The sequence below is a fragment of the Kitasatospora sp. NPDC051984 genome, assembly GCF_044593455.1.
Taxonomy (GTDB): Bacteria; Actinomycetota; Actinomycetes; order Streptomycetales; family Streptomycetaceae; genus Kitasatospora.
The window spans coordinates 117,813-140,335 of record NZ_JBIUCB010000014.1; the positions used below are offsets into that span (position 1 = coordinate 117,813).

The window sequence follows — 22,523 nt, forward strand, 5'->3', positions numbered from 1 at the left end:
TACCGTCCTGGACGGGCTCGCCGGCGGGGCGGAGGGCTGTGGCGGCAACGTGGATGGCCTGGTCTCACCACAGTGGACTGGACCAATGCGGGGTGTCAACGCACCGCCCCCGGCCCGTCCCCGCCGCCCGCCGACACTGCCCGATGGGGCAGCCGGCCCTGCCCTGGGGCGAAATGCTTCCAGTGAGCCGCGGAGCCCTCCGGGTGAACGGAGAACGCACGCGCGGAATCCGGCCGGGAATCGTCTACGGCAGGCACGACCCGACTTCCGTACCCGAAGTCCGGTGCACCGGAGCCCGGCCCGACCGATTGATCTCCGGAACGCCTATTCGCCGCCCGGGCGCCCGCTTCGAAATTGATTCGTGATGATCGTTGCGCACCCTGCGCCGAATATCTCGGGAAGATAACGGATTTGCGATGGAGATGCTCCCGAGTCGGCGAAGGCCCTCGAATTCGGGCCGCCCCGGAAGGCCCGGCTACGCCGGACAGGCCTGGCCGCGGTCGCGCTCCCCGAGGTCGAACAGCGCCCGCCCCATGGCGGCCGCGGCGTCCGCCCGGCGGTGCTCCAGGCCGACCTTCCGGGCGATCGCCAGCGCCTGCTCGGCCGCCTCCAGCGCCTGGGCCGGCAGCCCGGCGGCCCGGCAGGACTCGGCCAGGCCCACCAGCACGCCCGGCATCCGGTCCCGGGCACCGAGCGCGAGCAGCGCCCCCAGGCACTCCCGGTAGTCCGCGCACGCCGCCTCGTACCGCCCTATCCCGTGCAGCGCCGTCGCCCGCGCGTACAGCATGTGCACCTGGCCGACGAAGTCGCCCAGCTCCCGGAAGGTCGCCAGGCTGCGCTCGGCCCGGCGCCGCGCCGACTCCGGCCGGCCCACGGCGAGGTCGGCCAGCGCCGCCATCCCCTCGACGAAGGCGTGCGAGGACGGGTTGCCCAGCTCGGCGCTGAGCGCGATCGCCTCGTCGCACCAGGCCGTCACCTCCTCGTCCGTGCAGTGCGGGAGGCCGGTCAGCGCCTGCACGACCAGCGCGCCGGGCAGCAGCGCCGTCTGCCCCGTCCGCCGGGCCAGCGCGACCACCCGGCCCGCCTCGGACCGGGCCTGCCAGGTGCGCTGGAACTCCCGCTGCGCCCACATCAGCGTGTACCGGGCCCGGGCCTCGCTCTCCGGCAGGCCTGCGGCGTGGGCGGCCTCGGCGATCCGTCCGGCCAGGTCGCACAGCTCCGGCACGGCCATGCCCAGGTCGATCAGCTGGATCAGCACCAGCGTCAGGTCCGCGACCACCGCCAGCGGGCCGTCCGGATCCCGGGTGGCCTGCTCGGCGACCGCCAGCACGGCGGCGATCTCCTGCCTGGCCCAGCGCAGCCCCTCCGCGGGCCCGTCGAAGGCCGGCTCGGCGAACTCCGACTGGGCGAAGGCCGGCTTGGCGAACTCCGGCTGGGCGAAGGCCGGCTGGGCGGCCTCCGGCTGGGCTGCCTCCGGCTGGGCGGCCTCCGCCGCCACCAGGTCCGCGAACGGGTAGCCGGGCCGGACCACCCGGTACAGGCCCGCCACCGTCGCCAGGTAGTGCCGCAGCAGCCGCTCGACGGCGGCCCGCCCGGCGGCGTCCCCGTCCACCTCCCGGACCAGCTCGCGGGCGAACAGCCGCAGCAGGTCGTGGTACTGGTAGCGGCCCGCGAACGGGCAGGACAGCAGGCCCAGGTCGGTCAGCGCCTCGGCCAGCCGTTCGGCCGCCGGCTCCGGCAGCTCCAGCAGCACCGCGGCCGCCGCCGAGGACACGCCCGGGCCGTCCGCCAGCGAGAGCAGCCGGAACGCGCGCGCGGTCTCCGGGTCGAGCTGGTCGTAGCTGAGCCGGAACGACGCGGCGACGGCCAGCTCCCCGGTCTCCAGCTCGGCCAGCCGCCGCCGCTCCGAGGCCAGCCGGTCCGCCATGTGCGACAGCTGCCAGGTCGGGCGGGCCGCCAGCCGGGACGCCGCCGTCCGCACCGCCAGCGGCAGGAACCCGCAGGCCTCCGCCACCCGCCGGGCCGCCGCCGGCTCGGCCGCCACCCGGGACACCCCGGCGATCGCGGTGAGCAGCCGCACCGACTCCTCCGAGGTCAGCGGTTCCAGGGCGACCTGACGGGTCATCGGAATCCCCGACAGCCAGGCCCGGCTGGTCACCAGCACCGCGCAAGAGCGGCTGCCGGGCAGCAGCGGCCCGATCTGCCGGCTGTCGCGGGCGTCGTCCAGCACGATCAGCACCCGCAGACCCGCCACCCGGGACCGGAACAGGCCGGCCCGCTCCGCCGTCCCCTGCGGGATCGCCGCGTCGGCCACGCCCAGCGCACCGAGGAAACCGGCCAGCACCTCGCCCGGATCGGCGGGGAACGCCCCCGCCCCCTGCAGGTTCACGTACAGCTGGCCGTCCGGGTACTGCCCACCCACCGCGTGCGCGACGTGCACCGCCAGCGCCGACTTGCCGACCCCGCCCAGGCCCGACACCCCCACCACCGGCACGGCCGGACCGCCCGGCGCGAGGTCCGCGCACAGCGCCGCGCAGAGCTCGTCCCGGCCGGTCCAGTCGGAGATGTCGGCGGGCAGCTGGGCCGGTGCGACCTGCACGGATGCGACCGGCCCGCCGCCCGGCCCGCCCGCCGGCGCGGTCACCGCGGCCGGCGCGGCCAGCAGCGGATCGCCCGACAGGACGCCCAGGTGCAGCTCGCGCAGCCGCGGCCCCGGCTCGACCCCCAGCTGCTCCAGCAGCGTGCGGCGGGCGTCCGCGTACACGCCCAGCGCCTCGGCCTGCCGCCCGCTGCGGTACAGCGCCAGCATCAGCAGCTCGCGCATCGGCTCCAGCAGCGGGTACTGGCTGACCCACACGGTCAGCTCACCGATCACGTCCGCGTGCCGCCCGGCCTCCAACTCGGTCTCCAGCCAAGCCTGGACGGCGTTCAGCCGGCGCTCGACCAGCCGGGCCCGGTGGGCCTGGGCGAACGGCCCCGGCAGCCCGGCCAGCGGCTCGCCGTGCCACAGCCCGCACGCCTCCCGCAGCAGCCCGAGCGCCCCGGCGACGTCCCCCAGCGCACGGGCCCGGCCCGCCGCCGCGACCCGGTCCTCGAACACCTCGGCGTCCACGCACTCCGCCGGGAGCCGCAGCACGTAGCCACTGCCCGAGGACACCAGCACCGCCGGGCGCACCCGGTCCAGCTCCAGCACCCGCCGAAGCCGCGACACGTACGTCCGCACGATGGCGGCGGCCCGGGCCGGCGGCTCCTCCCACAGCGCGTCGAGCAGCTCGTCGACCGACACGATCCGGCGCGCCCGCAGCGCCAACGCGGTGAGCAGCGCCCGCTGCTGCGGCGGACCGAGCTCCAACTCCCGCTCCCCGCACCAGGCCTGCACCGGCCCGAGCAGACACAGGCGCAGCCCCTCCCCACCGTCCGGCTCCGGGGCCGACGTGCCGTGGGGCTCTCCGATTTCCGTCATTGTCAGAAGGTAGCGGTTCGGACCGGCCGACTGCCGCGCCGGGGCGGACGCAATTCCACCGCCACGGACGGAACCCGGTCGGCCACGCGCCCGCGCGCATTCGATTCCGCCATGCCCGCTCGCGGAAACGGCCGCGCCGCGGATCGCCCGCCCGGCGGGCCCGGAAAAACTTTTCCCGCCGAACGGGAACCGATGACGCGGATGCGGATCCGTCAATCTTTTATTGACCGGCGACGGATAGCTTGCACTCGGTGCACATGCCCGCCGGCCCTCCGGCGGACACGGGAGCTCCCGCGGACCAGCCGGGCCGCAGGAGGAGGAGAGACGGCGTCTCGTGCGGACGACGCCAGCCGACCGGTTCTGACGGTGCGCCACCGCTCGTGGGGGGCGGTGGGCGCACCGCCAAGCGCAACGAAAGGAATCCAGCGCCGTGCTGCAGTACGCCGACGACGTCCGCGCGACGACCACCCGAACGATCCCGACGCAGACCGCCAGAACGATCCCGGCACAGACCGCCCGGCCGATCCCGGTCGCCGTCCACGCCCTGGACCCGCTCTCCCGGGCCGGAGTGGTCAGCTACCTCCGGCAGTGCCCGGAGATATCGCTCGTCGAGGAGGACCACCAGCCGGCCGGCACCGGCGTCGCCCTGCTGGTCGCCGACACCTTCGACGAGGCCGCCCTGGCCGGCCTGTCCCGGCTGGTCAAGGCCGAACGGACGCACGTGGTGCTGATCCTCGACCGGATCCAGGAGCCCGAACTGCTCAACGTCGTCTCCCTCGGCGTCACCACCATCCTGTGGCGCCGCGAGGTCACCGGCGAACGCCTGCGCCAAGCCGTCCGCACCGCCGTCCGCGGCCACGGCGACCTGCCCCCCGACCTGCTCGGCAAACTGCTCGGCTGCATGGGCCGCCGGCGCACCGGCGACGGCCCCGACAACAGCCCCGCCGACCACGGCATGCAGCCCCGCGAGGTCGACGTCCTGCGCCTGGTCGCCGACGGCATGGACACCGGGGAGATCGCCGTCAAGCTCCTCTACTCGGAGCGGACGATCAAGAACATCATCCACACCGTCACCACCCGCTTCCAACTCCGCAACCGCGCCCACGCGGTGGCCTACGCCCTGCGCGAGGGCTACATCTAAGCCGTCCCGCGTCACGGAAGGGCGCCCACGGCCGTGGGCGCCCGACGGCAGGTGGGATCTAGCGGGCCGCCAGCACCTCCAGCACCCGGGTCAGGGAGGTGCCCAGGCCCCAGCGCTCGGCGAGCGACTCCAGCGCCATCGGGTCCCGCGGCTCGCGGGGCAACTGCGGGTCGAACGGCGGGAGTTGGATGTCGGTGGCGACCCGGACCACGGTCGGCGCGACGTCCAGGTACGGGGCCGCATCGAGGAGGTTCTTGCGGCGGGCCGGCGTCAGCTTCGAGGCCTGGTCGGCGGCGGCCGCCCGGACGGCCGTCAGGTCGCCATAGGTCTGGATCAGCTGGGTGGCGGTCTTCTCGCCGATGCCCTTCACACCCGGCAGACCGTCGCTCGCGTCGCCTCGCAGCGCCGCCAGGTCGGCGTAGGACGAACCCGGGACGCCGTACTTCTCCAGCAGCGCCGCGTCGTCCATGCGCTGCGCCGCGCCGATGCCCTTCGCCGGGTACAGCACCGTCACCGCGCGGGCGTCGTCGACCAGTTGGAACAGGTCGCGGTCGCGGGAGGCAGAAGTTTCCCAACCCGCGAAACCGGGTCTGACCTGCGAGGATTCGGACATTCTCAGAGCCGTTGTCGGTGCACGCGTCAGCGTGGTCAAGGGGTCCGAGAAGGTCTCGCACCTGGTGTAGAAGGAAGCCGGCCATGGCTACGTAGCTGGCTCGCGCCCGATCACGCTGGACATTGCAGCGCTCCTGCGCTGGAGTCAGCGTGGGCGGACCATGGCGGTGAGCCGGGGCGAGTCAGGTGAAGGCTGCTGGCTGTTGATGGCCTGGTATCCCCAGGACTCGTACAGGGCCTGGACCTTGCCGTCGCCGGCGAGTGGATTGACCATCAGGGTGACGCGGTCCTCGGCGCGGTGGGCGAGGAGTTCGTCGTGGATGCGGCGGGCGGTACCGGTACCGCGCCAGGGGGTGCGGACGCCGATCTCCTTGATGATCAGCACGGGGGTGTCGGTGAAGCCGTCGGGCAGCGGTTCGGTCATGCGCTTCCAGTACCGGTCGTCGGCGTCGGCGGTGTTGCCGTAGGCGTAGCCGACCGGGACGTCGCCGTCGTAGCCGAGGACGAGTTCGAAGCCGGGCTCGGCGGCGTGCCGCTCGAGGCGCTCGGCGAATGTCTGAACGCGGTAGTTGGCCAGGTGCAGCAAGGGTGCTCGCACGTCGGCGTAGACGTCCAGCAGGTCCTGGCGGGCCTGTGCGGTGAGGTCGGTGTGGTGGCGGAGCTCGATCGTCACGCGGTGGTCCTCCTGGCGTTGTATGCGTACTCGGCCCAAGAGCGGGCCAGGTTGCTGCCATCGGCCAGGTCGCTCAGCTTGGCGCCGAAGGCGTTCAGCATGCCGGTGACGCGGGGGTGGGCGGAGACCTCCGCCGGGACCGACATGGCGGTGACGACAGCGGGTTCGAGGTCGCCCTGGCCGAGCTGGGCGTGGGCGAGGCGGACGGTGGTGATCGCGTGCGAGCGCTGCATGGCGCCCCGGCGAAGCGCCATACTGCGGTGCGCGTGAGCTTCCGCTTCCTCCCAACTGCCGGCTGAGAGGTAGGCGGCGAGGGCCAGGGAGTCGAGTTCGGCCTGGTCGTAGAAGGCTGTTATCCACAGTGGGCGGGAAGCGCCGGAGTCGGCTCGGTCAAGGGCCTCCTGCGCGCGCCCCAGGGAGCGTCGCACCGCATTGGTGTCTCCGGTCAGGCCGTGGATGGCTGCGTGGCGGGCGTGTCCGAGGGAAGCGAACAACGGGTCGCGCCGGGCGATGGGCAGGTTGCGGGCCACGTCGTTGGCCGCGAGCGCGTCACCGGGCCGGCCGAGATGCCGGTAGAGGCTGCCGGCGTGGGACCAGATGCGGAACTGGATGGACGAGTCACCGGACATGGCTGCCAGGGAGGCGGCCTTCTGATGGTGCTGGAGAGCGGCGTCGAAGCGGCGGCCGTCGATGGCGGCCCACATCGCGCTCGACATGAAGGAGGCCGCGCTGGCATACAGCTGAGCTCTGATCCGCTGGGTAGCGGTGCCGCGCTCCTGGAGGGCGAGGGCTTCGTCGGCCAGTTGGCCGGCCCGGGTTTCGATGCTGAGGCGACCGCCGTGGCGGTGGTCGCTGGCGACGACCTCGGCGAAGCGGGCCTGCAACTGTTGGACGTCGCCGATCCCGATCCGACGTGGTCCGGCCGCGGCGCCCGTGAGTGCGGCCACGGCGGTGCCTCCGGCGGCTGCTACGAAGTCGCGTCGCCTCACGTCTTCCTCCGATGTGCTGCTTCGGGCCCGTCCTGTGGGGGACGAAGCCCAGTTCCTCGGGCGGGCAGTCGAATACTGCCGTGAGCGCAAGGCGGATCTTCGCAGGCGGCCAACGGGTCTGACCAGTCAGCCAGTTGTGGACCGTGCGCTCTGACACCGTGCCGAGCTTCCCGGTGAGGATCTCGACCTCGGCGTTCACTTCGCGGGCTAACTCTGCCTTCGTCATGCGGCGTTCGGCCATCCGGAGGCGGAGTGCGACGTTGGCCACCATGCGATCAACGTAGTTGCGGTGTGACGTGGTGTGCAGGGGGTCGGGTAATGAGGCGGTCAAGTTTTCCGGTCGCACCCGGACCAGAGGCACTCGTACTTTGCCTCACCGGCCCGTAGCTGACGGTCGTTCACTGGTTACGCGAGGTCGTCCTCCTCTCGGGGACGGCATCCGGTGTCAGGCCCGTCCTGTGTTCCGAGCCTGGCACCGGCCAACCCTCAACCACACTCCAACCAGGAGTTCCGCCATGGCCTTCACTGCTGGCATGCCTTCGGGAGCCGAGCCAACGGCCGCCGTGACCGCAGCCACCAGCGGTACCGAGTCGGTCGGCGTGGACCTGCCTTATCGGGCCGAGTCCGTGTCTGCCGCTCGTCGGCTGGTGCGCGGGCAGCTTGCGGTCTGGGGCCTGGAGCACCTGGTCGAGGACGCCCAGGTGATCGTCTCGGAGCTGGCGACCAACGCGGCCAAGACCGGCTGTCGGCTGCGGATGCGGGTCGAGATCGAACGGCTCACCGAGAAGGCGGTCCAGATCCGTGTCACCGACGGCTGCCGCATCCTGCCGGTCATGGTCAAGGCCGACGGGCAGGACGAGGGCGGTCGGGGTATCGCGCTGGTCCACCACCTTACCGGCGGCCGTTGGGGCGCTGACCAACTGCCGAACGGCAAGACCGTTCACGCCGAACTTGGGGCCGTGGCATGAGCGCCCAGCACCGCAACCCCGACCGTGACCTGCTCGGCGACACCCTGAAGGCCCCGGTGGTGTCCGGCCACCTCGTCGTGCTCGGTCTGCTCGGCTACCTGGTCGAGCACCAGCCGCCTCAGTACCAGCCGCTCACCGCCAGCGCGCCGGACGCCGACCCGGCCACCGAATCCCTCTGACCGAGCGAGGAGCCAGCACGATGCAGACCCTGGCCCGATACCGGCGCCGCATCGCCCGCCGCCCGAACACGGTGGTCGTGCAGCCCGACGGCTTCTGCAACCTCAACTGCACCTACTGCTACCTGCCCGACCGAGGCCGGCGCACACCGATGCCGGTGGCGGTCGCTGAGGCGGTGGCCCGCTCGATTGCCGAGTTCGCCGACACCACGACCTCCTCGCCCATCGAGATCCTGTGGCACGCGGGCGAGCCGCTGGCCGTGGGGCGGCAGCGCCTGGCGGAGTTGCTGGCCCCGTTCGAGCCGCTGCGGCAGGCCGGCCTGGTCGAGCACTCGGTGCAGACCAACGCGGTGCTGATCAACCCTGCCTGGTGCGACTTCCTGACCGAGTACGGGTTCCGGATCGGGGTGAGCATCGACGGCCCGGCCGCCCTCAACCGCCAGCGCGTCGACTGGGCCGGACGTCCGGCCTTCGATCGGATCATGAAGGGCATCGGGTGCCTTCGGGAGCACGGGGTCCGGTTCTCCGCGATCGCAGTCGTCAGCGCGGAGAGCATCCTCGACCCAGAAGGGTTGCTGGACTTCATGGCGGGCCTGGGATGCCACAGCGTCGGGCTGAACATGGAGGAGACCGAGGGCGTCAATACCGGCCGGACGGTGCCCACCGTCGAACAGGCCCGCGAGTTCTGGCGCCGCGCCATCGCCTGGTCGAGGCGGTATCGCGAGCTGACCGTCCGCGAGGTCGATCGGCTCGGCAGCTACCTGCGGTCCGCCCGTGCAACGGGTCTGGCCGCGTGGGATGACGCGCTGATCGACCCGATCCCAACCGTCTCCGCTGCCGGGGACGTGGTCCTGCTCTCGCCCGAGCTCGCCGGCATCAGAGACCCGGCATACAACGACTTCCGGGCCGGCAACGTCCTGGAGCTGACCATCGGCTCCATGCTGGACCGCGCGCACCACCTGCGGTACGTGCGCGAGTTCCTGACCGGCCTGGACGAGTGCGAGGCCCGGTGCGAGTTCTTCGGCTTCTGCCGGGGAGCCCAAGCCGGCAATCGCTACTTCGAGAACGGGCGCCTGGACACCACCGAAACCAACTACTGCCGCGTATCCAGGCAGGCCCTCGTCACCGCACTGTCCGATACCGTCCGAGAGGAGCAAGCAGCATGACCATCCTCGAACTGCTGGCCGTCACTGATTCCCCCGTGGTTGCCCACCTGACGTCCAGTCACCCGATCGCGGTCGCCAAGTTCGACAACCGGCCGACCTGGGACAACGTCGGCTCGTCGTTCGACAACCGGCCGACCTGGGACAACAAGACCAGCAAGTAGCACCACCTGAGCACCCGGGCCCGCACCGCGCGGTGCGGGCCCGGCCCGACAGAGCGGAGCCCCACCCGTGGACAGCATCACCTTCGGCCGCGTCACCGTCACCCTGCCCACCCTGGACGAGCCCGGCCTCTACCTGTCCAACGTCGCGTCCCTGGACTCCGCCCGGGGCATCGTCCAGGACTTCCAGTACGGCGACGCCGACCTGCGGGACCTGGACCTGTCCGACACCAGCCTCATCACCGGCCGCGTCAGGGGGCTGCGGGCCGATCGCGTCCAGCTCGACAAGGTCCGCCTGGACTCCGTCGAGTTCGACACCTGCGACCTGGCCACCGCCCGCATCGCCGACAGCAAGCTGTCCCGTGTCGTCTTCCGGAACTGCAAGATCATGGGTGCCAGCCTCACCGGCGTGGCCCTGGACAACGTGCTCTTCGAGAACTGCAAGCTCGACTATGCGAGCTTCGAGCAGGTCCGGGCCACCGGGCCGGTCTCGTTCTCCAAGTGTGCGCTCACCGAAGCCTCGTTCACCGGCTGCGACCTGACCGGAGTGGTCCTGGACGCGTGCACGCTGCGGCTGGCGGAGTTCGGGCGGGGCAAGTACCAGGGCCTGGACCTGCGGGGCAACGACCTGACCTCGCTGCGGGGTGTCGCCCACCTCGCCAAGGTGGTCATCGACCGGTCCCAGCAGGCCGAGCTCGCCGAAGCCCTGATCGCGGAGCTGGAAGTGACCTTCGGCGACACCCTGAACCAGCACCGGTGACCCGAACCGGGAGGAGCCCGGATTGAACCTCGCCATCGCCCACACCGACCCCGCCGCCCTCATCGCCCGTTGCGAGACCGCCGGGGTCCGCATCGCCGGCAGTGAGCCGGAGTACGAGCCAGGGGCTGTCCTTCCGGCCGGCCCCTGGCAACCCCTGACGGCCGACCTGGCCGCACGGCTCATGCCCAGCGCCCAGACAGCCGACGACACGCTGGTCGAGTTGGTCAAGCTCCCCGACGGTCCGGTGCCCGCGAGCCTGGCGGCCTTGGCCGACCCGCTCGGAGATCCGGACGCCGTTCACCTCGGTCAGGCCGCCAGCCCCGCCAAGGCCCTGACCACCACTCCCAACTACCAGGACGGCCGCCGCATCGGACTGCACGTCGACAACTGGGACCGCCTGGACTACGAGTCCAAGCACACCGGCCGACGGCGCCTGTGCTTCAACCTCGGCCCCGGCACCCGCTACCTCCTGCTCGCCGACCTCGACATCCGCACCATCTGCCGCACCCTCTACGCCGACTCTGCCAGCCGCTACCCCCACACCGACGACCTGCGGGCCTACGTCACCGGTCGGCAGCCGCTGCGCGTCTTCCGCATCCGGCTGGCCCCGGGCGAGGGCTACATCGCCCCCACCGAACTACTGCCCCACGACGGCTCGACCGAGGACCAACCCGAGCCGTCCACGGCAGTGTTCTGGCTCGGCCATTGGCCGCGCAGTATCCTCCCCGCTGTGGTCTGATCTCCGGTAAATGGAAGCGGGTAAGCCGGGGGCATGCCCTTCCTGTACGGGCCGCCGGGGCGCCGAGTGCCGCTGCAAAGGTTGGCCGCTTTGCGGCGTAGGTGACTCCGTCGAACGCGAACGCCCCACTGCGCGAGATCGGCATGGCGATGGGCACGGTGACGCCGGTCGTGGAGTCGACCACTCCGAAGCCCATCGCCGGGCGGAACGACGAGGCTGTCGACGTTGCAGGGCGGCGAACCGTTCCGATCTCGAAGCCCCAGAGGTGGATTCCTGCGACGACCGCAAGGCCCAGATCAGAGATGACTGCGGGCCAGCACGGACACGGGCCGGCTGTTGGAAACCGTTGTCTTTCCAAGAGTGACGGGTGCGTTTCCGCTGGTCAGGCATAGTGCCGGAGATTCGGTGGCAGAGTCGGGGTGTCGTGTCCTCTCTTCGGCGTACAACTGCGACAACAGGGCCTCTTGGCGCACTCGAGGTCCCGACAACCCCGAGCTGCACCAGAGGCGCTGTCTTCATGCTCGGCACGCGGCAAGATCACCCGACCGAGCTGTTCCAGTCGAACCCACGTCCACCAAGACCGGTACGACAACGGCTTCTGATTGTCAGTGAGCTGTACGGCTCCCGTTCGGGTGCGCATGTGCTGTGCGGTCGGCAAGGGGGTCGCCGGGCGCCGGTGTCCTGCCGATCCTCGTCAGCGGGTGGCCGCGAGGGTGTCGAGGAGGCGGGTGAGGGAAGTGCCGAGGCCCCAGCGGGTGGAGAGCTCTTCCAAGGCCATGGGGTCGAGGGGTTCGCGGGGGAGGGCGGGGTCGAAGGCGGGGAGGGGGATGTCGGTGGCGACGCGGACGACGGTCGGGGCGACGTCGAGGTAGGCGGCGCCTTCGAGGAGGTTCCTGCGGCGGGCCGGGGTGAGCTTGGAGGCGGGGTCCGCGGCCGCGGCGCGGATGCCGGCGAGGTTGCCGTACTCGCGGATGAGTTGGGTGGCGGTCTTCTCGCCGATGCCCTTGACGCCGGGCAGGCCGTCGCTGGGGTCGCCTCGCAGGGCGGCCATGTCGGCGTACTCGGGGCCGGTGACGCCGTACTTGCCGAGGAGGGCGGCCTCGGTGATGACCTCGGCGTTGCCGACGCCCTTGACGGGGTAGAGGACCTGGACGCCGCGGGCGTCGTCGACCAGCTGGAAGAGGTCTCTGTCCCCTGTCACGATCAGGACGCGCGCAGGTTGGTGATCTGCAGTCTCCCGGTCGCCGGTGACGATCTCGACCGGGCCGGTGGCGTGGGTGGCCAGGGTGCCGATCACGTCGTCGGCCTCGTAGCCGGGGACGCCGACGCGGGCCAGGCCGATGGCGTCCAGCACCTGCTCGATCACCGGGACCTGCGGGGCGAGGGTGTCCGGCACCTCCTCCTCGCCGGCGGTCGCGCCCTCCGCCACCCGGTGGGTCTTGTAGGTGGGGATCAGATCGACCCGCCACTGCGGGCGCCAGTCGGCGTCCATGCAGGCCACCAGGTGGTCCGGCCGGTGGTCCTGGACCAGGCGGGTGATGAAGTCCAGCAGCCCGCGCACCGCGTTCACCGGCTCGCCCTGCGGCGAGCGCAGCGAATCCGGCACGCCGAAGTAGGCGCGGAAGTAGAGGCTGGCGGTGTCGAGCAGCATCAGGCGCGGTGCGGTGGGTGCGGTCACCCCCCGATCATGCCGCATGCCGGTGACAGCCGGGCCCTGCCGAGAGGTCCGGGCCGGCACTTGCACGGCCTCAGTGCGGGTGCGGCCCCGAGCGGTGCACCGGCCCGTGCGCGTCCGCGCAGTGCTCGCGGGCCTCCTCCTCGGCGGCCGCCGCCGAGGAGCTGGACGAGATCTGCAGCAGCCCGTCCGCGCCGCTCTCGCCGACGTGGTCGACCTGGAGGGTGGCGTGGGTGATCCGGTACTCCTCGCGCAGCCGCCGCTGCAACTCGTGCTGCACGGCGTGGCAGTCGCCGCCGGGGGTGACCAGGATGTGTGCCGACAGCGCGGGCTGGTTGGAGGTGATCTCCCAGATGTGCAGGTCGTGGATCTCCTCCACCTGCGCGGTGGCCACCAGCCGGTCCGCCACCTGGTCCGGGTCGATCCCGGCGGGCGCCGCCTCCAGGAAGATCCGCGCCGAGTCCCGCACCAGCCCGATGCCGGCCCGCAGCATCAGCGCCACCACCACCAGCGAGGCGATCGCGTCCGCCCGGACGAACCCGGTGAGCAGCACCACCGCACCCGCCACCGCCGTCGCGATGAACGCGTACAGGTCGGTCAGGACGTGCTGGAACGCGCCTTCCACGTTCAGCGAGGACCGGTTCGCCTTCGACATGCACCAGGTCGCCGCGATGTTCACCACCACGCCCACCAGCGCCGTCACCAGCACCAGCGACCCCGTCACCGCCGGCGGCGCGATCAGCCGGGCGACCGCCTCGTAGCCCAGCCACGCCGACAGCACCAGCAGCGTCACCCCGTTCGCCTGCGCGGACAGGATCTCCGCCCGCTTCAGCCCGTACGTGTAGCCGCCGCGCGCCGGACGCGCCGCCAGCCGCATCGCCACCAGCGCGAGCGCGATCGACGCGGCGTCGGTCAGCATGTGCGCCGCGTCCGAGATCAGCGCCAGCGACTGCGCGGCGAAGCCGACCACCACCTCGCCGGCCATGAACACCACCAGCAGGATCAGCGCGCTCCACAGCCAGCGCCGGTCCGCGTCCGCCGAGACGGCGTGGCTGTGGCTGTGTCCGCCGTGGCCGTGGTCGTCCTGGTGGTCGTCGTGGTCGTGCCCGTGCTTGGCCATCGAGGTCCCTCCGCTCCGGTGTCCGCACCGGAAGTGAACCCCAATTCGGAGGAAGATCCAAAGGCTGCACTGGTGACCGTTGTCGTTCCCTTGTAGGCCATTCGGGTCAGGTAGGGTGCGGCCCGCATCCGTGCAGGTCGCGCGGGTGTTCGGGCCGTTGAACGGGAGATGGGGGAGCGATGACGGAGCAGGTGCCGCTGACGGTGATCGCCAAGGAGTGGGGCCGGATCGGCGCTCTCGGATTCGGCGGGCCGCCCGCGCACATCCTGCTGCTGCGCCGGCTCTGCGTGGAGCAGCGCGGCTGGCTCGCGGCGAGCGAGTTCGAGGACGGTATCGCCGCCACCAACCTGCTGCCCGGCCCCGCCTCCACCCAGCTGGCGATCTTCACCGCCTGGCGGGTGCGCGGCACGGCCGGTGCGCTGGTCGGCGGCGCGGCGTTCATCCTGCCCGGACTGGCGCTGATCCTGCTGCTGGCCGCACTGTTCCTGGCCGGCAACCCGCCGCGCTGGGTGCTCGGCGCCGCCGCCGGGGCCGGCGCGGCGGTCGCCGCCGTCGCCGCGCAGGCCGCGACCGCGCTCGTCCCGGCCAGCCTGCAACGCTCCGGCGGCGGCCCCGCCCGGATCCGCTGGGCCTGCTACCTGCTGCTCGGCGCCGCGGCCGCGATCCTCACCGGCCCCTGGCTGGTGCTGGTCCTGCTGGCCACCGGCGCCGCCGAGATCGCCTTCCGGCGCGGCGCCCGCCGAACCAGCCGAACGGGTGACACCGCCGCCCCCGCGACGCGCCGACCGGAGGGTGACACCCCGCCGCGTTCGGCGCTCCCGCTGCTTGTCCCCGGCCTGGCCGCGACCGGCGGACTCGGCGCGCTCGCCTGGGTCGCCTTCAAGGTCGGAGCGCTCTCCTACGGCGGCGGCTTCGTGATCATCCCGCTGATGCAGCAGGACGCCGTGCACCGTTACCACTGGATGACCGACGGCCAGTTCCTGAACGCCGTCGCCCTCGGCCAGATCACCCCCGGCCCGGTCGTCCAGACCGTCGCCGTGGTCGGCTACGCCGCCGCGGGCATCCTCGGCGGACTGCTCGCCGCATTCGTGGCCTTCGCCCCGTCCTTCGCGCTCGTCCTGCTCGGCGCCGCCCACTTCGACCGCCTGCGCGCCAACACCGCCGTCCAGGACTTCCTCACCGGCGCCGGCCCCGCCGTCATCGGCGCGATCGCCGGCTCCGCACTCCCGCTGGCCCTCGCCCTGCACCACCCCTGGCAGTACGCGATCCTCGCCCTCGCCGCCATCTGGTTGCTCGCCCTCCGCCGCGGCGTCGTCCCCTGCCTCCTGGCCGCCGGCACCCTCGGCACCCTCGCCACCCTGTCCGGCCTCCCGCTTCCGTAGCCGGCTTCCGTGGCGTGTTGCACGGCGGAAGGGCTCCACGGGTGCGTACCGTGACGGCCGGATGACGGAACGTCGACGAAGGAGTGCCCCCGAATGGCCGCCACGACTCGCAAACTCGCTCTCGCCGTGCTCGCCGCCCTGCCGCTGGCCACCCTGGCCTGGGCGGCGCCGGCCACCGCCCGCCCCGCAAGCGTGTGCGGCGACGCCGTCGCGCAGACCCGGCAGGACCTGGCCAACGCCGGCGCCCCCACCGACGACACCGACTGGCAGGACGTCCGCGACGACGCCCAGCAGTTCATCGACGACCACCCCTGGAACGGCGGCGCCACCGAGGCGCTCAAGCGCGACATCAACGAACTGAACAGCTACTGCGCGCCCTGACCCGGCGGGTGCCGGTGTCAGACGGCCGGGACGCGGACGGGCGCGCGGAGAAGGCGGGTGGCGTGGACGAGGGCGCGGGCGACGCGGAGGTCCTCGCCCTGTTCGGGGTGCCACTGGACGCCGAGGGTGAAGCCGGCGCCCTCGACGGCCTCGACGGTGCCGTCGGCGGCGTGCGCGCAGACGGTGAGGCCCTTGCCGAGGCGGGCGACGGCCTGGTGGTGGTAGGTGGGGACGGTGACGGAGGGTTCGGGGAGCAGGTCGGCGAGCAGGGTGCCGGGGACGGGGTGGATCGCGTGGCGGCCGTACTCGGTCGGCGCGCCGAGGTGGCTGAGACCGTCGCCGACGACGTCCGGCAGGTGCTGGATCAGTGAGCCGCCGCAGACCACGTTGAGCAGTTGCATGCCCCGGCAGATGCCCAGCAGCGGGGTGCCGGAGGCGAGCGCGGCGCGGATCAGCGCGGCTTCCCAGAGGTCGCGTTCGGGGGCGTTGGCGACCGTCAACGGGTGGGCGGGTTCGCCGTAGAGGGCGGGGGCGACGTCCTCGCCGCCCGCGATCACCAGGCCGTCGAGGCGGGCCACCGCGTCCGCGGCGTGTTCGGGTGCGTCGGGCGGCAGCATGACGGCGATCCCGCCGACCTCCTGGACGAGGGCCGGGTAGCGCTCGGGGAGCAGCACCGACCGCATGGCGTCCCACCGCCCCCATCCGGCGTTGGTGAGGAAGGTGCTGATGCCGATCACGGGGCGAGAGGTCATGGCGCGGATTCTGTCGCCCGGCCGCGCCCCCGGTAGTGCGACGCACCCACCGGCGTGCCCCCGCACGCCCCGGCCGGCGTATCCGGACCACCCGAACGGCGGTTGTGCGCGATTCTCACCCGAATCTCATCGCCGGAGCCCGATTCCGGCCGCCCGCTGATTTCCCGCTTATCCGGGGCCGCTTAGGGTCATGGGTGTGACCGAGCAGCAGATTCCGGCCGGGTGGTACCCGGACCCCGTCGACACCGACAGCGACCCCCGCCCCGAGCGCTGGTGGGACGGCAAGGGCTGGACCGCCAGCACCCGCCCGGCCTCGGCAGCCCCCGCCGACACGCCCGCCGACACGCCCGCCGAGGCCCCGGCCGGCGGGCCGGCCGGCGCCGAGGACACCAGCGTCCTGGAGGGCACCGTGCTGGACGCCTCCGGGCAGGCCGTCCACTACCCGCCGCTGCCGCCGTACGCCGAGCAGCCGCCGGCCAAGCCGCGCCGCCGCGCGTCCAAGCCGGTGCTGATCGCGGCCTCGGCGGCCGCGCTGCTCGGCCTGGCGGTGGGCTCCGGCGTCACCTACCTGGCGATGGACGGGCATTCGAACAAGTCCGCGTCCGCCGAACGGTCGCGGAACGGCCAGCTCCGCGGCGACGGCCAGGACGACGGGCAGAAGGGCGGCGACGGCCTGCCGGGCCTGCCCGGCCAGGGCAATGGGAACGGCCAGGGCAACGGGGACGGCAAGGGCGGCAAGGGCAAGGGTGGCGGCGCGAACGCGAACCTCGCCATCGACCTCATCAACGGCGTCTCGCTGCCGATCCCCAGCGGCTGGAAGGGCGGCACCACCAAGGACGGCTTCGCCAGCGCGTACGTAGGCGAGTACACCTGCGTCGACGGTTCGAACACCTGCACGCTGGGCGGCGTCAACACCAGCAAGATCACCGGCACCGACGCCAAGCAGGCCGCGCAGCAGGACATCGAGGCCGCCGCCAAGGAGTCCTACCCCGACATCACCGGCCACAAGGAGCTGAAGAGCGAGGCGGTCACGGTGGCCGGCCGCTCCGGCTACCTGGTGCGCTGGCAGGTGGACGTGTCCAAGGGCAACGGCGGCTACGTGGAGACGGTGGTCTTCCCGACCGCCGACGGCAAGGCGCTGACCGGCGTCCGGATGGGCTTCGACATCGCCGACAAGGCGCCCGGCCTCGACCAGATGGACTCCATCGTCAAGGGCATCGCCGCCTTCCAGGGCGGCGGCCCGGTCACCGGCACCGCCGCCTGACCACCGTGGCCGCGCGGCTCAACTCCCCTCACGCAGCAGGGTGTTGAGCCGCGCGGCCTGCCGCACCAGGTGGTCCCGCTCGGCCACCGCCCCGGCCTTCGCCGCAGCCTCCGTGTACAGCCGGGCCGCCGTCCGCAGATCGCCGGAACGCTCGTGCAGGTAGGCGCACGCGGCGGTGTACCGGGGCAGCGTGTCGTCCAGCGCGGCGAGCGCCGCCAGGCCCGCCCGCGGGCCGTCCGCCTCGCCGACGGCGACGGCCCGGTTGAGACGCACCACCGGGCTGTCCGTCAGCGCGGCCAGCTCGTCGTACCACTCCACGATCTGCACCCAGTCCGTCTCCTCGGCCCTCGGCGCGTCCGCGTGCAGCGCCGCGATCGCCGCCTGCGCCTGGAACTCGCCCAGCCGTTCGCGGGACAGCGCCAGCTGCAGGATCGCCACCCCCTCGGCGATCAGCCCGGTGTCCCAGCGGCTGCGGTCCTGCTCGGCCAGCGGGACGAGACTGCCGTCCGGCGCGGTGCGCCCGGCCCGGCGGGCGTGGTGCAGCAGCATCAGCGCCAGCAGGCCGGACACCTCCGGGTGGTCGATCCGGGCGGCCAGCTGCCGGGTCAGCCGGATCGCCTCCGCCGCCAGGTCCACGTCCCCCGAGTAGCCCTCGTTGAACACCAGGTACAGCACCCGCAGCACCGTCGCCAGGTCGCCCGGCCGGTCCAGCCGCGCCCCGCTCACCGTCCGCTTGGCGCGGCTGATCCGCTGCGCCATCGTCGCCTCCGGCACCAGGTACGCCTGCGCGATCTGCCGCGTGGTCAGCCCGCCGACCGCGCGCAGCGTCAGCGCCACCGCCGAGGCCGGCGTCAACGACGGGTGCGCGCACAGGAAGTACAGCTGCAAGGAGTCGTCGACGTCCGGCACCGGGCCGGGCTCCGGCTGCTCGTCCACCAGGTCCTCACGGCGGCGGCGCGAGGCGTCCGAACGGGCCGCGTCCAGGAAACGCCGCCAGCCGACGGTGATCAGCCAGCCCTTCGGGTCGCGCGGCGGATCGTCCGGCCAGGTCCGCACCGCCTCCAGCAGCGCCTCCTGGACGGCGTCCTCCGCCGCCGCGAAATCCGCGCCCCGGCGGACCAGGACGGCCAGCACCTCGGGGTAGAGGACGCGCAGCCGCGCCTCGTCCATCACACTCACCCGGCCGTCCTGTCCGCGCTCGTTCACTCGGTGACGGTGTCCGGGTACTCGGTCAGGAACGGGCGCAGCTCCAGCCACTCGTGGATCGGCTCGCCGTTCGCGCCCGGCGCCGCGGACAGTTCGGCGGCCACCTCGAGCGCCCGCTCGTAGGAGTCCACGTCGATCGCCATCCAGCCGGCGATCAGGTCCTTGGTCTCCGCGAACGGCCCGTCAGTGACCGGCGGACGGCCCTCGCCGTCGGACCGCACCCAGGTGCCGCGCGGGGCGAGCGCCTGCGCGTCCACGAACTCGCCGCTGGCCCGCAGCTTGTCCGCGAGGTCGTTCATGTACTGGATGTGCGCGGAGACCTCGGCGGGCGTCCACTCGTCCATCGGCACGCAGTTCACGGCCTGCGGGTTGCCGCGGTAGTGCTTCAGCAGCAGGTACTTCGCCATCGTTCTCACTCCTCGGTGGTGACGCGACCCATTGTGGTCGCCTTCACCCCGGGGACGGAGCCGCGACGAGGTTCTCGACACGGCCCCCGAAGATTTTTCCGCCGGCTTCTCTACAGGAACGTATGGCCCTCGCCGCGGTACGTCGGCACCGTCTCCACCACCGCGTCGCCCTCGACCAGGTGCAACTGCGCGAAGCGCTCGCACAGCTCGCCGGCCTTCGCGTGCCGGAACCACACCCGGTCGCCGATCAGCAGGTCGTCCGCCGCCGAACCCAGCAGCGGCGTCTGCACCTCGCCCGCACCCTCCTGCGGGTCGTAGCGCAGACCGGCCGGCAGGTACGGGACGGGGGAGCGGTCCGCCCCCGCCGGGCCGGACGCCGGGTAGCCGCCGCCGAGCACCGTCACCACACCCACCCCCGGCCGGCGTACCACCGGCTGCGCGAACAGCGCCGCCGGACGGCCCCGGAACGACCGGTAGTTGTCGAACAGCCGGGGCACGAACAGACCCGACCCCGCCGCCACCTCCGTCACCGCGCGCTCCGCCACCGTGGACTCCACGCTGCCGGTACCACCACCGTTGACGAACTCCAGATCCGCGACCTGCCGCACCCGCCGCACCACCTCGGCCCGGCGCCGCGCCAGCTCCGTCCGCGCCCTGGACTGCATCAGCCGGATCGCCGCCGAACGCACCGCCCGGCCCGGCACCGCGTCCCCGACACCCGCCACATGGCCCTCGTACGCCATCAGCCCGACCACCTCGAAGCCGCGCCGCGCGTTCACCAACTCGGCCAGCCGGCCCAGCTGTTCGGGCGTCCGCAGCGGCGAACGCCGGGCGCCGACCCGGACCCGGCCGCCCAGCAGGTGCAGCGAGGTGTCCAGCTCCAGGCAGACCCGCACCGTCGCCGAACCCTCCCGGGCCGCGTCGATCAGCTCCAACTGCGCCACATCGTCCACCAGTACGGTGACCTGCCGCGCCAGCTCCGGATCCGCCGTCAACCGCCCGAACCCGGCCCGGTCCGCCGACGGGTACGCCAGCAGCACGTCCGAGAACCCGCTGCGCACCAGCCACAACGACTCCGCCAGCGTGAAACTCATGACCCCCGCGAAGCCGTCCCGCGCCAACACCCGCTCCAGCAACGCCCGGCACCGCACCGACTTCGACGCCACCCGGATCGGCTTCCCCGCCGCCCGCCGCACCAGATCCGCCGCATTGGCGTCGAACGCCGCCAGATCGACGATCGCCAGCGGCGCGTCCAGATGCGCGGTCGCCCGGTCGTACCGGGCGCGGTCGGAGACGGCGCCGCGAGTCGCGGTGGTGTCAGCGAGAGCCATGGCCGCAGACTGCCACATCCCCCTACCGGGCGGTAGGTCCTCCGCCCGGGCAATCCATCTCGCAGGCCGCCGCTCGACGGCGACGGGCCCGCTGAGGAACTCCAGCCGGGCCGTGGCCGGACCACACCCGCGTGCGGTCCGGGCCCGCTCGATGGAAGGCCATGGCCGACGTCGCGCACGCCATCGCCCGGCGAACGACCTGCTGGGGCCGCCCCCGCGCCACCTGCCCACGGCCACCCGGGCTTCAGCCGACGTGCAGCACCCGCCACCGCCCCGGCTCGGCCGGGTCGCGGTCGACGGCTCGGGCCGGCGCCCACGCCCACCGCCACTCGCCGACCCCCGCCACTCGCCGGGGCTGCGACCGCGCCCGCCTGGGCTTCAACCGGTGTGCAGCACTTGCCATCGCCCGGGCTCGGCCGGGTCGCGGTCGACGGCTCGGGCCGGCGCCCACGCCCACCGCCACTCGCCGACCCCCGCCACTCGCCGGGGCTGCGACCGCGCCCGCCTGGGCTTCAACCGGTGTGCAGCACCCGCCACCGCCCGGGCTCGGCCGGATCGCGCTCGACGGCTCGGGCCGGCGCCCACGCCCACCGTCACTCGCCGACCCCCGCCGAGGCTGCGCCCCCACCCGCCGCGTCACCTGCCCCGGGCCGTTCGCGTCTCAGCCGGTGTGCAGCACCCGCCACCGCCCCGCCCCCGCCGGATCGCGGTCGGCCACATGGACCGGCGCCCACGCCCACTGCCACACGCCGATCCCGGGCACCCGCTCGAACCGGATCGGCCCCCGGCTGCCCGTCACGCGCACGCCGGACCAGTCGGCGCTGCCCGAACGCGCCATCGCGGTCAGCACGGTGACGGTGTCCCAACCCTCGAACGCGACGAACGACGGCTCGCCGCCGAGGCGTTCGCGCAGGGCGTCCGCGACTCGCGCACCGGGCGGGTCGAGCCGCTCCGGCAGGTAGCGCAGGAACGGGACCCCCGCACCCTCCGCGCCCAACAGCCGGGCCCACTCGGCGAATTCGGGCTGCCCGGCCGGGGCGCCGATCAGCACGTCGGAGAGCCGCCGGTCCCGGCGGACGGCCCGGACGAGTGGGACGGCCGGCTCCGGGAAGCCCGTCAGCAGCAGGACGGCGCTCGCGCCCGAGGCGGCCAAGGCATCGGGCACGTCGGCCGGGCCGAGCTCGACCACGCTGCCGCCGTCCGCCGACAGGCGCTCGCGCAGGATGCGGGTGCCGGACTCCCAGTACGCGCCGCCCTGGGTCACCACCGCGATCCGCCGGTGCCCGGCAGCCAGCAGGAAGTCCGCGTACACCCGCCAGCCGTGCGACTGGGCGGGTGCCAGCCGCGCCACCACGTCCGTCGGGTGGTCGGTCAGGGCGTCCAGCACCGCCGACGAGCAGAGGAACGGGAGCCCGAGCCGGTCCGCCTGCGTCGCGGCCGCGCGGGCCGCCACACTGTGGAACTCGCCTGCGAGTGCGGCGACTTGGAGTCCGGCCAGCTCGGTCACCGCCGCCGCGGCCCGCTGCGGGTCCGCGGCCGTGTCCCGTACCAGCAGCTCCACCGGCCGCCCGTCCACGCCGCCCGCCGCGTTGATCTCCCGGACGGCCAACTCCATTCCGCCCAGCAACTGTTGACCCGCCTCGACCCAACCCGGCCGGCTCAGAGGAACCAGTATGCCGATCCGCAACCCACCCATGCCCGCACCGCTCCCGCCCGTCCGACGACTCGCCCACACCCGGTGGGCCGGTCCGATCATCATGACGGGAGTCGGGGCCGCGCCCGGGAGGGATCAGCGAACGGCGCTCGCCGTGCTGCCGGCCTTCCGGATCTGCTCGCCCAGCTTCGTGGCGGTGGCGACCGCCTCAGAGACCAGCTTGGCCGCCTCCGCGGCCTGCGGATCCGCGGTCAGCCCCGGCAGCGCCTCCGCCTGCTGGCGCAGCAGGTCCGACAGGGCGGTGACCAGCTTCGCCATCTGCTCCAGCGAATTGGCGGCGTCCGCCGGCCGGTCCCATCCGGTGTGCCCGGCAGCCACGTCCTTTGCTGCTTCGGTCATCGCCTGGGCCGCCGTGCGGACCGCGTACATCGGGTCGTAACCCACGATCTCCCCTTCCACCGGTACCGTCCCGCCCAGCGTGCCGCACCGGCGCCGGGCCCGCGGCG

Annotated in this window: 21 protein-coding genes and 1 pseudogene; 10 read left to right on the forward strand and 12 right to left on the reverse strand. The window is 73.1% G+C overall.

The annotated features are described in order from the left end of the window. Positions 1 to 475: 475 nt before the first annotated feature. Positions 476 to 3,463, reverse strand: a complete 2,988-nt coding sequence (locus tag ACIHEI_RS25305; protein ID WP_396608180.1) for a BTAD domain-containing putative transcriptional regulator — start codon at positions 3,461 to 3,463, stop codon at positions 476 to 478. A gap of 430 nt (positions 3,464 to 3,893) precedes the next feature. On the opposite strand from ACIHEI_RS25305, the gene ACIHEI_RS25310 reads away from it, so the two are divergent. After that, complete coding sequence (locus ACIHEI_RS25310; protein ID WP_392943844.1) at positions 3,894 to 4,604, forward strand: LuxR C-terminal-related transcriptional regulator; 711 nt, start codon at positions 3,894 to 3,896, stop codon at positions 4,602 to 4,604. A 58-nt stretch (positions 4,605 to 4,662) separates the two neighbouring features. On the opposite strand, the pseudogene ACIHEI_RS25315 reads toward ACIHEI_RS25310, so the two are convergent. The 3 genes and pseudogenes from ACIHEI_RS25315 to ACIHEI_RS25325 all read right to left on the reverse strand — a co-directional run. Next, a pseudogene (locus tag ACIHEI_RS25315) lies at positions 4,663 to 5,157 on the reverse strand (5'-3' exonuclease H3TH domain-containing protein); the annotation flags it as partial. A 204-nt stretch (positions 5,158 to 5,361) separates the two neighbouring features. Then, positions 5,362 to 5,889, reverse strand: a complete 528-nt coding sequence (locus ACIHEI_RS25320) for a GNAT family N-acetyltransferase (protein WP_392943842.1) — start codon at positions 5,887 to 5,889, stop codon at positions 5,362 to 5,364. Continuing rightward, positions 5,886 to 6,836, reverse strand: coding sequence for a hypothetical protein (locus ACIHEI_RS25325; protein ID WP_396608181.1), 951 nt, complete (start codon positions 6,834 to 6,836; stop codon positions 5,886 to 5,888). The genes ACIHEI_RS25320 and ACIHEI_RS25325 overlap by 4 nt, the downstream gene beginning before the upstream one ends. A 557-nt stretch (positions 6,837 to 7,393) precedes the next feature. Here ACIHEI_RS25325 and ACIHEI_RS25330 point away from each other — a divergent pair. The 6 genes from ACIHEI_RS25330 (at position 7,394) to ACIHEI_RS25355 (ending at position 10,845) form a co-directional block, all read left to right on the forward strand. Then, positions 7,394 to 7,846: an ATP-binding protein gene (locus ACIHEI_RS25330; RefSeq protein ID WP_392943838.1), complete on the forward strand. Its 453-nt coding sequence runs from the start codon at positions 7,394 to 7,396 to the stop codon at positions 7,844 to 7,846. Then, a complete protein-coding gene (locus tag ACIHEI_RS25335) occupies positions 7,843 to 8,025 on the forward strand; it encodes a hypothetical protein (RefSeq protein WP_396608182.1) in 183 nt (60 codons plus the stop codon). The genes ACIHEI_RS25330 and ACIHEI_RS25335 overlap by 4 nt, the downstream gene beginning before the upstream one ends. 20 nt (positions 8,026 to 8,045) lie before the next feature. Then, positions 8,046 to 9,188 carry a cyclophane-forming radical SAM peptide maturase AmcB gene (gene amcB, locus ACIHEI_RS25340; RefSeq protein WP_392943836.1) on the forward strand — a complete coding sequence of 381 codons (1,143 nt, stop codon included), beginning with the start codon at positions 8,046 to 8,048 and terminating at the stop codon, positions 9,186 to 9,188. Then, positions 9,185 to 9,349, forward strand: coding sequence for a multiple cyclophane-containing RiPP AmcA (gene amcA, locus ACIHEI_RS25345; RefSeq protein WP_392943834.1), 165 nt, complete (start codon positions 9,185 to 9,187; stop codon positions 9,347 to 9,349). The genes amcB and amcA overlap by 4 nt, the downstream gene beginning before the upstream one ends. A 67-nt stretch (positions 9,350 to 9,416) precedes the next feature. Continuing rightward, positions 9,417 to 10,106, forward strand: a complete 690-nt coding sequence (locus tag ACIHEI_RS25350; protein WP_396608183.1) for a pentapeptide repeat-containing protein — start codon at positions 9,417 to 9,419, stop codon at positions 10,104 to 10,106. Positions 10,107 to 10,128: 22 nt separating this feature from the next. Continuing rightward, a complete protein-coding gene (locus ACIHEI_RS25355) occupies positions 10,129 to 10,845 on the forward strand; it encodes a hypothetical protein (protein WP_396608184.1) in 717 nt (238 codons plus the stop codon). A gap of 694 nt (positions 10,846 to 11,539) precedes the next feature. On the opposite strand, the gene ACIHEI_RS25360 is transcribed toward ACIHEI_RS25355, so the two are convergent. Next, complete coding sequence (locus tag ACIHEI_RS25360) at positions 11,540 to 12,496, reverse strand: 5'-3' exonuclease H3TH domain-containing protein (RefSeq protein ID WP_396608241.1); 957 nt, start codon at positions 12,494 to 12,496, stop codon at positions 11,540 to 11,542. A gap of 97 nt (positions 12,497 to 12,593) precedes the next feature. After that, entirely contained in the window at positions 12,594 to 13,640 is a 1,047-nt protein-coding gene (locus ACIHEI_RS25365; protein ID WP_392943828.1) for a cation diffusion facilitator family transporter, read from the reverse strand. A gap of 179 nt (positions 13,641 to 13,819) precedes the next feature. Between ACIHEI_RS25365 and chrA the strand changes: the two genes are divergently transcribed. Both chrA and ACIHEI_RS25375 read left to right on the forward strand, forming a co-directional pair. After that, positions 13,820 to 15,022, forward strand: coding sequence for a chromate efflux transporter (chrA, locus tag ACIHEI_RS25370; RefSeq protein ID WP_396608185.1), 1,203 nt, complete (start codon positions 13,820 to 13,822; stop codon positions 15,020 to 15,022). Positions 15,023 to 15,115: 93 nt separating this feature from the next. Next, positions 15,116 to 15,403, forward strand: coding sequence for a hypothetical protein (locus tag ACIHEI_RS25375; protein WP_396608186.1), 288 nt, complete (start codon positions 15,116 to 15,118; stop codon positions 15,401 to 15,403). 17 nt (positions 15,404 to 15,420) lie between these two features. Here the strand turns inward: ACIHEI_RS25375 and ACIHEI_RS25380 are convergent, their stop codons facing one another. Then, complete coding sequence (locus ACIHEI_RS25380) at positions 15,421 to 16,155, reverse strand: gamma-glutamyl-gamma-aminobutyrate hydrolase family protein (protein ID WP_396608187.1); 735 nt, start codon at positions 16,153 to 16,155, stop codon at positions 15,421 to 15,423. Positions 16,156 to 16,351: 196 nt separating this feature from the next. Here ACIHEI_RS25380 and ACIHEI_RS25385 point away from each other — a divergent pair, with 196 nt between their 5' ends. Continuing rightward, entirely contained in the window at positions 16,352 to 17,419 is a 1,068-nt protein-coding gene (locus ACIHEI_RS25385) for a DUF2510 domain-containing protein (RefSeq protein ID WP_396608188.1), read from the forward strand. A gap of 18 nt (positions 17,420 to 17,437) precedes the next feature. Here the strand turns inward: ACIHEI_RS25385 and ACIHEI_RS25390 are convergent, their stop codons facing one another. The 5 genes from ACIHEI_RS25390 to ACIHEI_RS25410 all read right to left on the reverse strand — a co-directional run bounded on the left by ACIHEI_RS25390 (position 17,438) and on the right by ACIHEI_RS25410 (position 22,461). Further along, the gene (locus ACIHEI_RS25390) at positions 17,438 to 18,589 is read right to left on the reverse strand and encodes an RNA polymerase sigma factor (RefSeq protein WP_396608242.1); all 1,152 of its coding nucleotides are present in this window, start codon (positions 18,587 to 18,589) and stop codon (positions 17,438 to 17,440) included. A 32-nt stretch (positions 18,590 to 18,621) separates the two neighbouring features. Beyond that, complete coding sequence (locus ACIHEI_RS25395; RefSeq protein ID WP_387633814.1) at positions 18,622 to 19,032, reverse strand: YciI family protein; 411 nt, start codon at positions 19,030 to 19,032, stop codon at positions 18,622 to 18,624. A 110-nt stretch (positions 19,033 to 19,142) separates the two neighbouring features. After that, positions 19,143 to 20,363 (reverse strand): alanine racemase, encoded by a 1,221-nt coding sequence (locus ACIHEI_RS25400; protein ID WP_396608189.1) that lies wholly within the window; start codon positions 20,361 to 20,363, stop codon positions 19,143 to 19,145. Between the two features lie 661 nt (positions 20,364 to 21,024). Continuing rightward, positions 21,025 to 22,059 carry an ABC transporter substrate-binding protein gene (locus ACIHEI_RS25405; RefSeq protein ID WP_396608190.1) on the reverse strand — a complete coding sequence of 345 codons (1,035 nt, stop codon included), beginning with the start codon at positions 22,057 to 22,059 and terminating at the stop codon, positions 21,025 to 21,027. 93 nt (positions 22,060 to 22,152) lie between these two features. After that, positions 22,153 to 22,461, reverse strand: coding sequence for a hypothetical protein (locus ACIHEI_RS25410; protein WP_396608191.1), 309 nt, complete (start codon positions 22,459 to 22,461; stop codon positions 22,153 to 22,155). Positions 22,462 to 22,523: the final 62 nt, after the last annotated feature.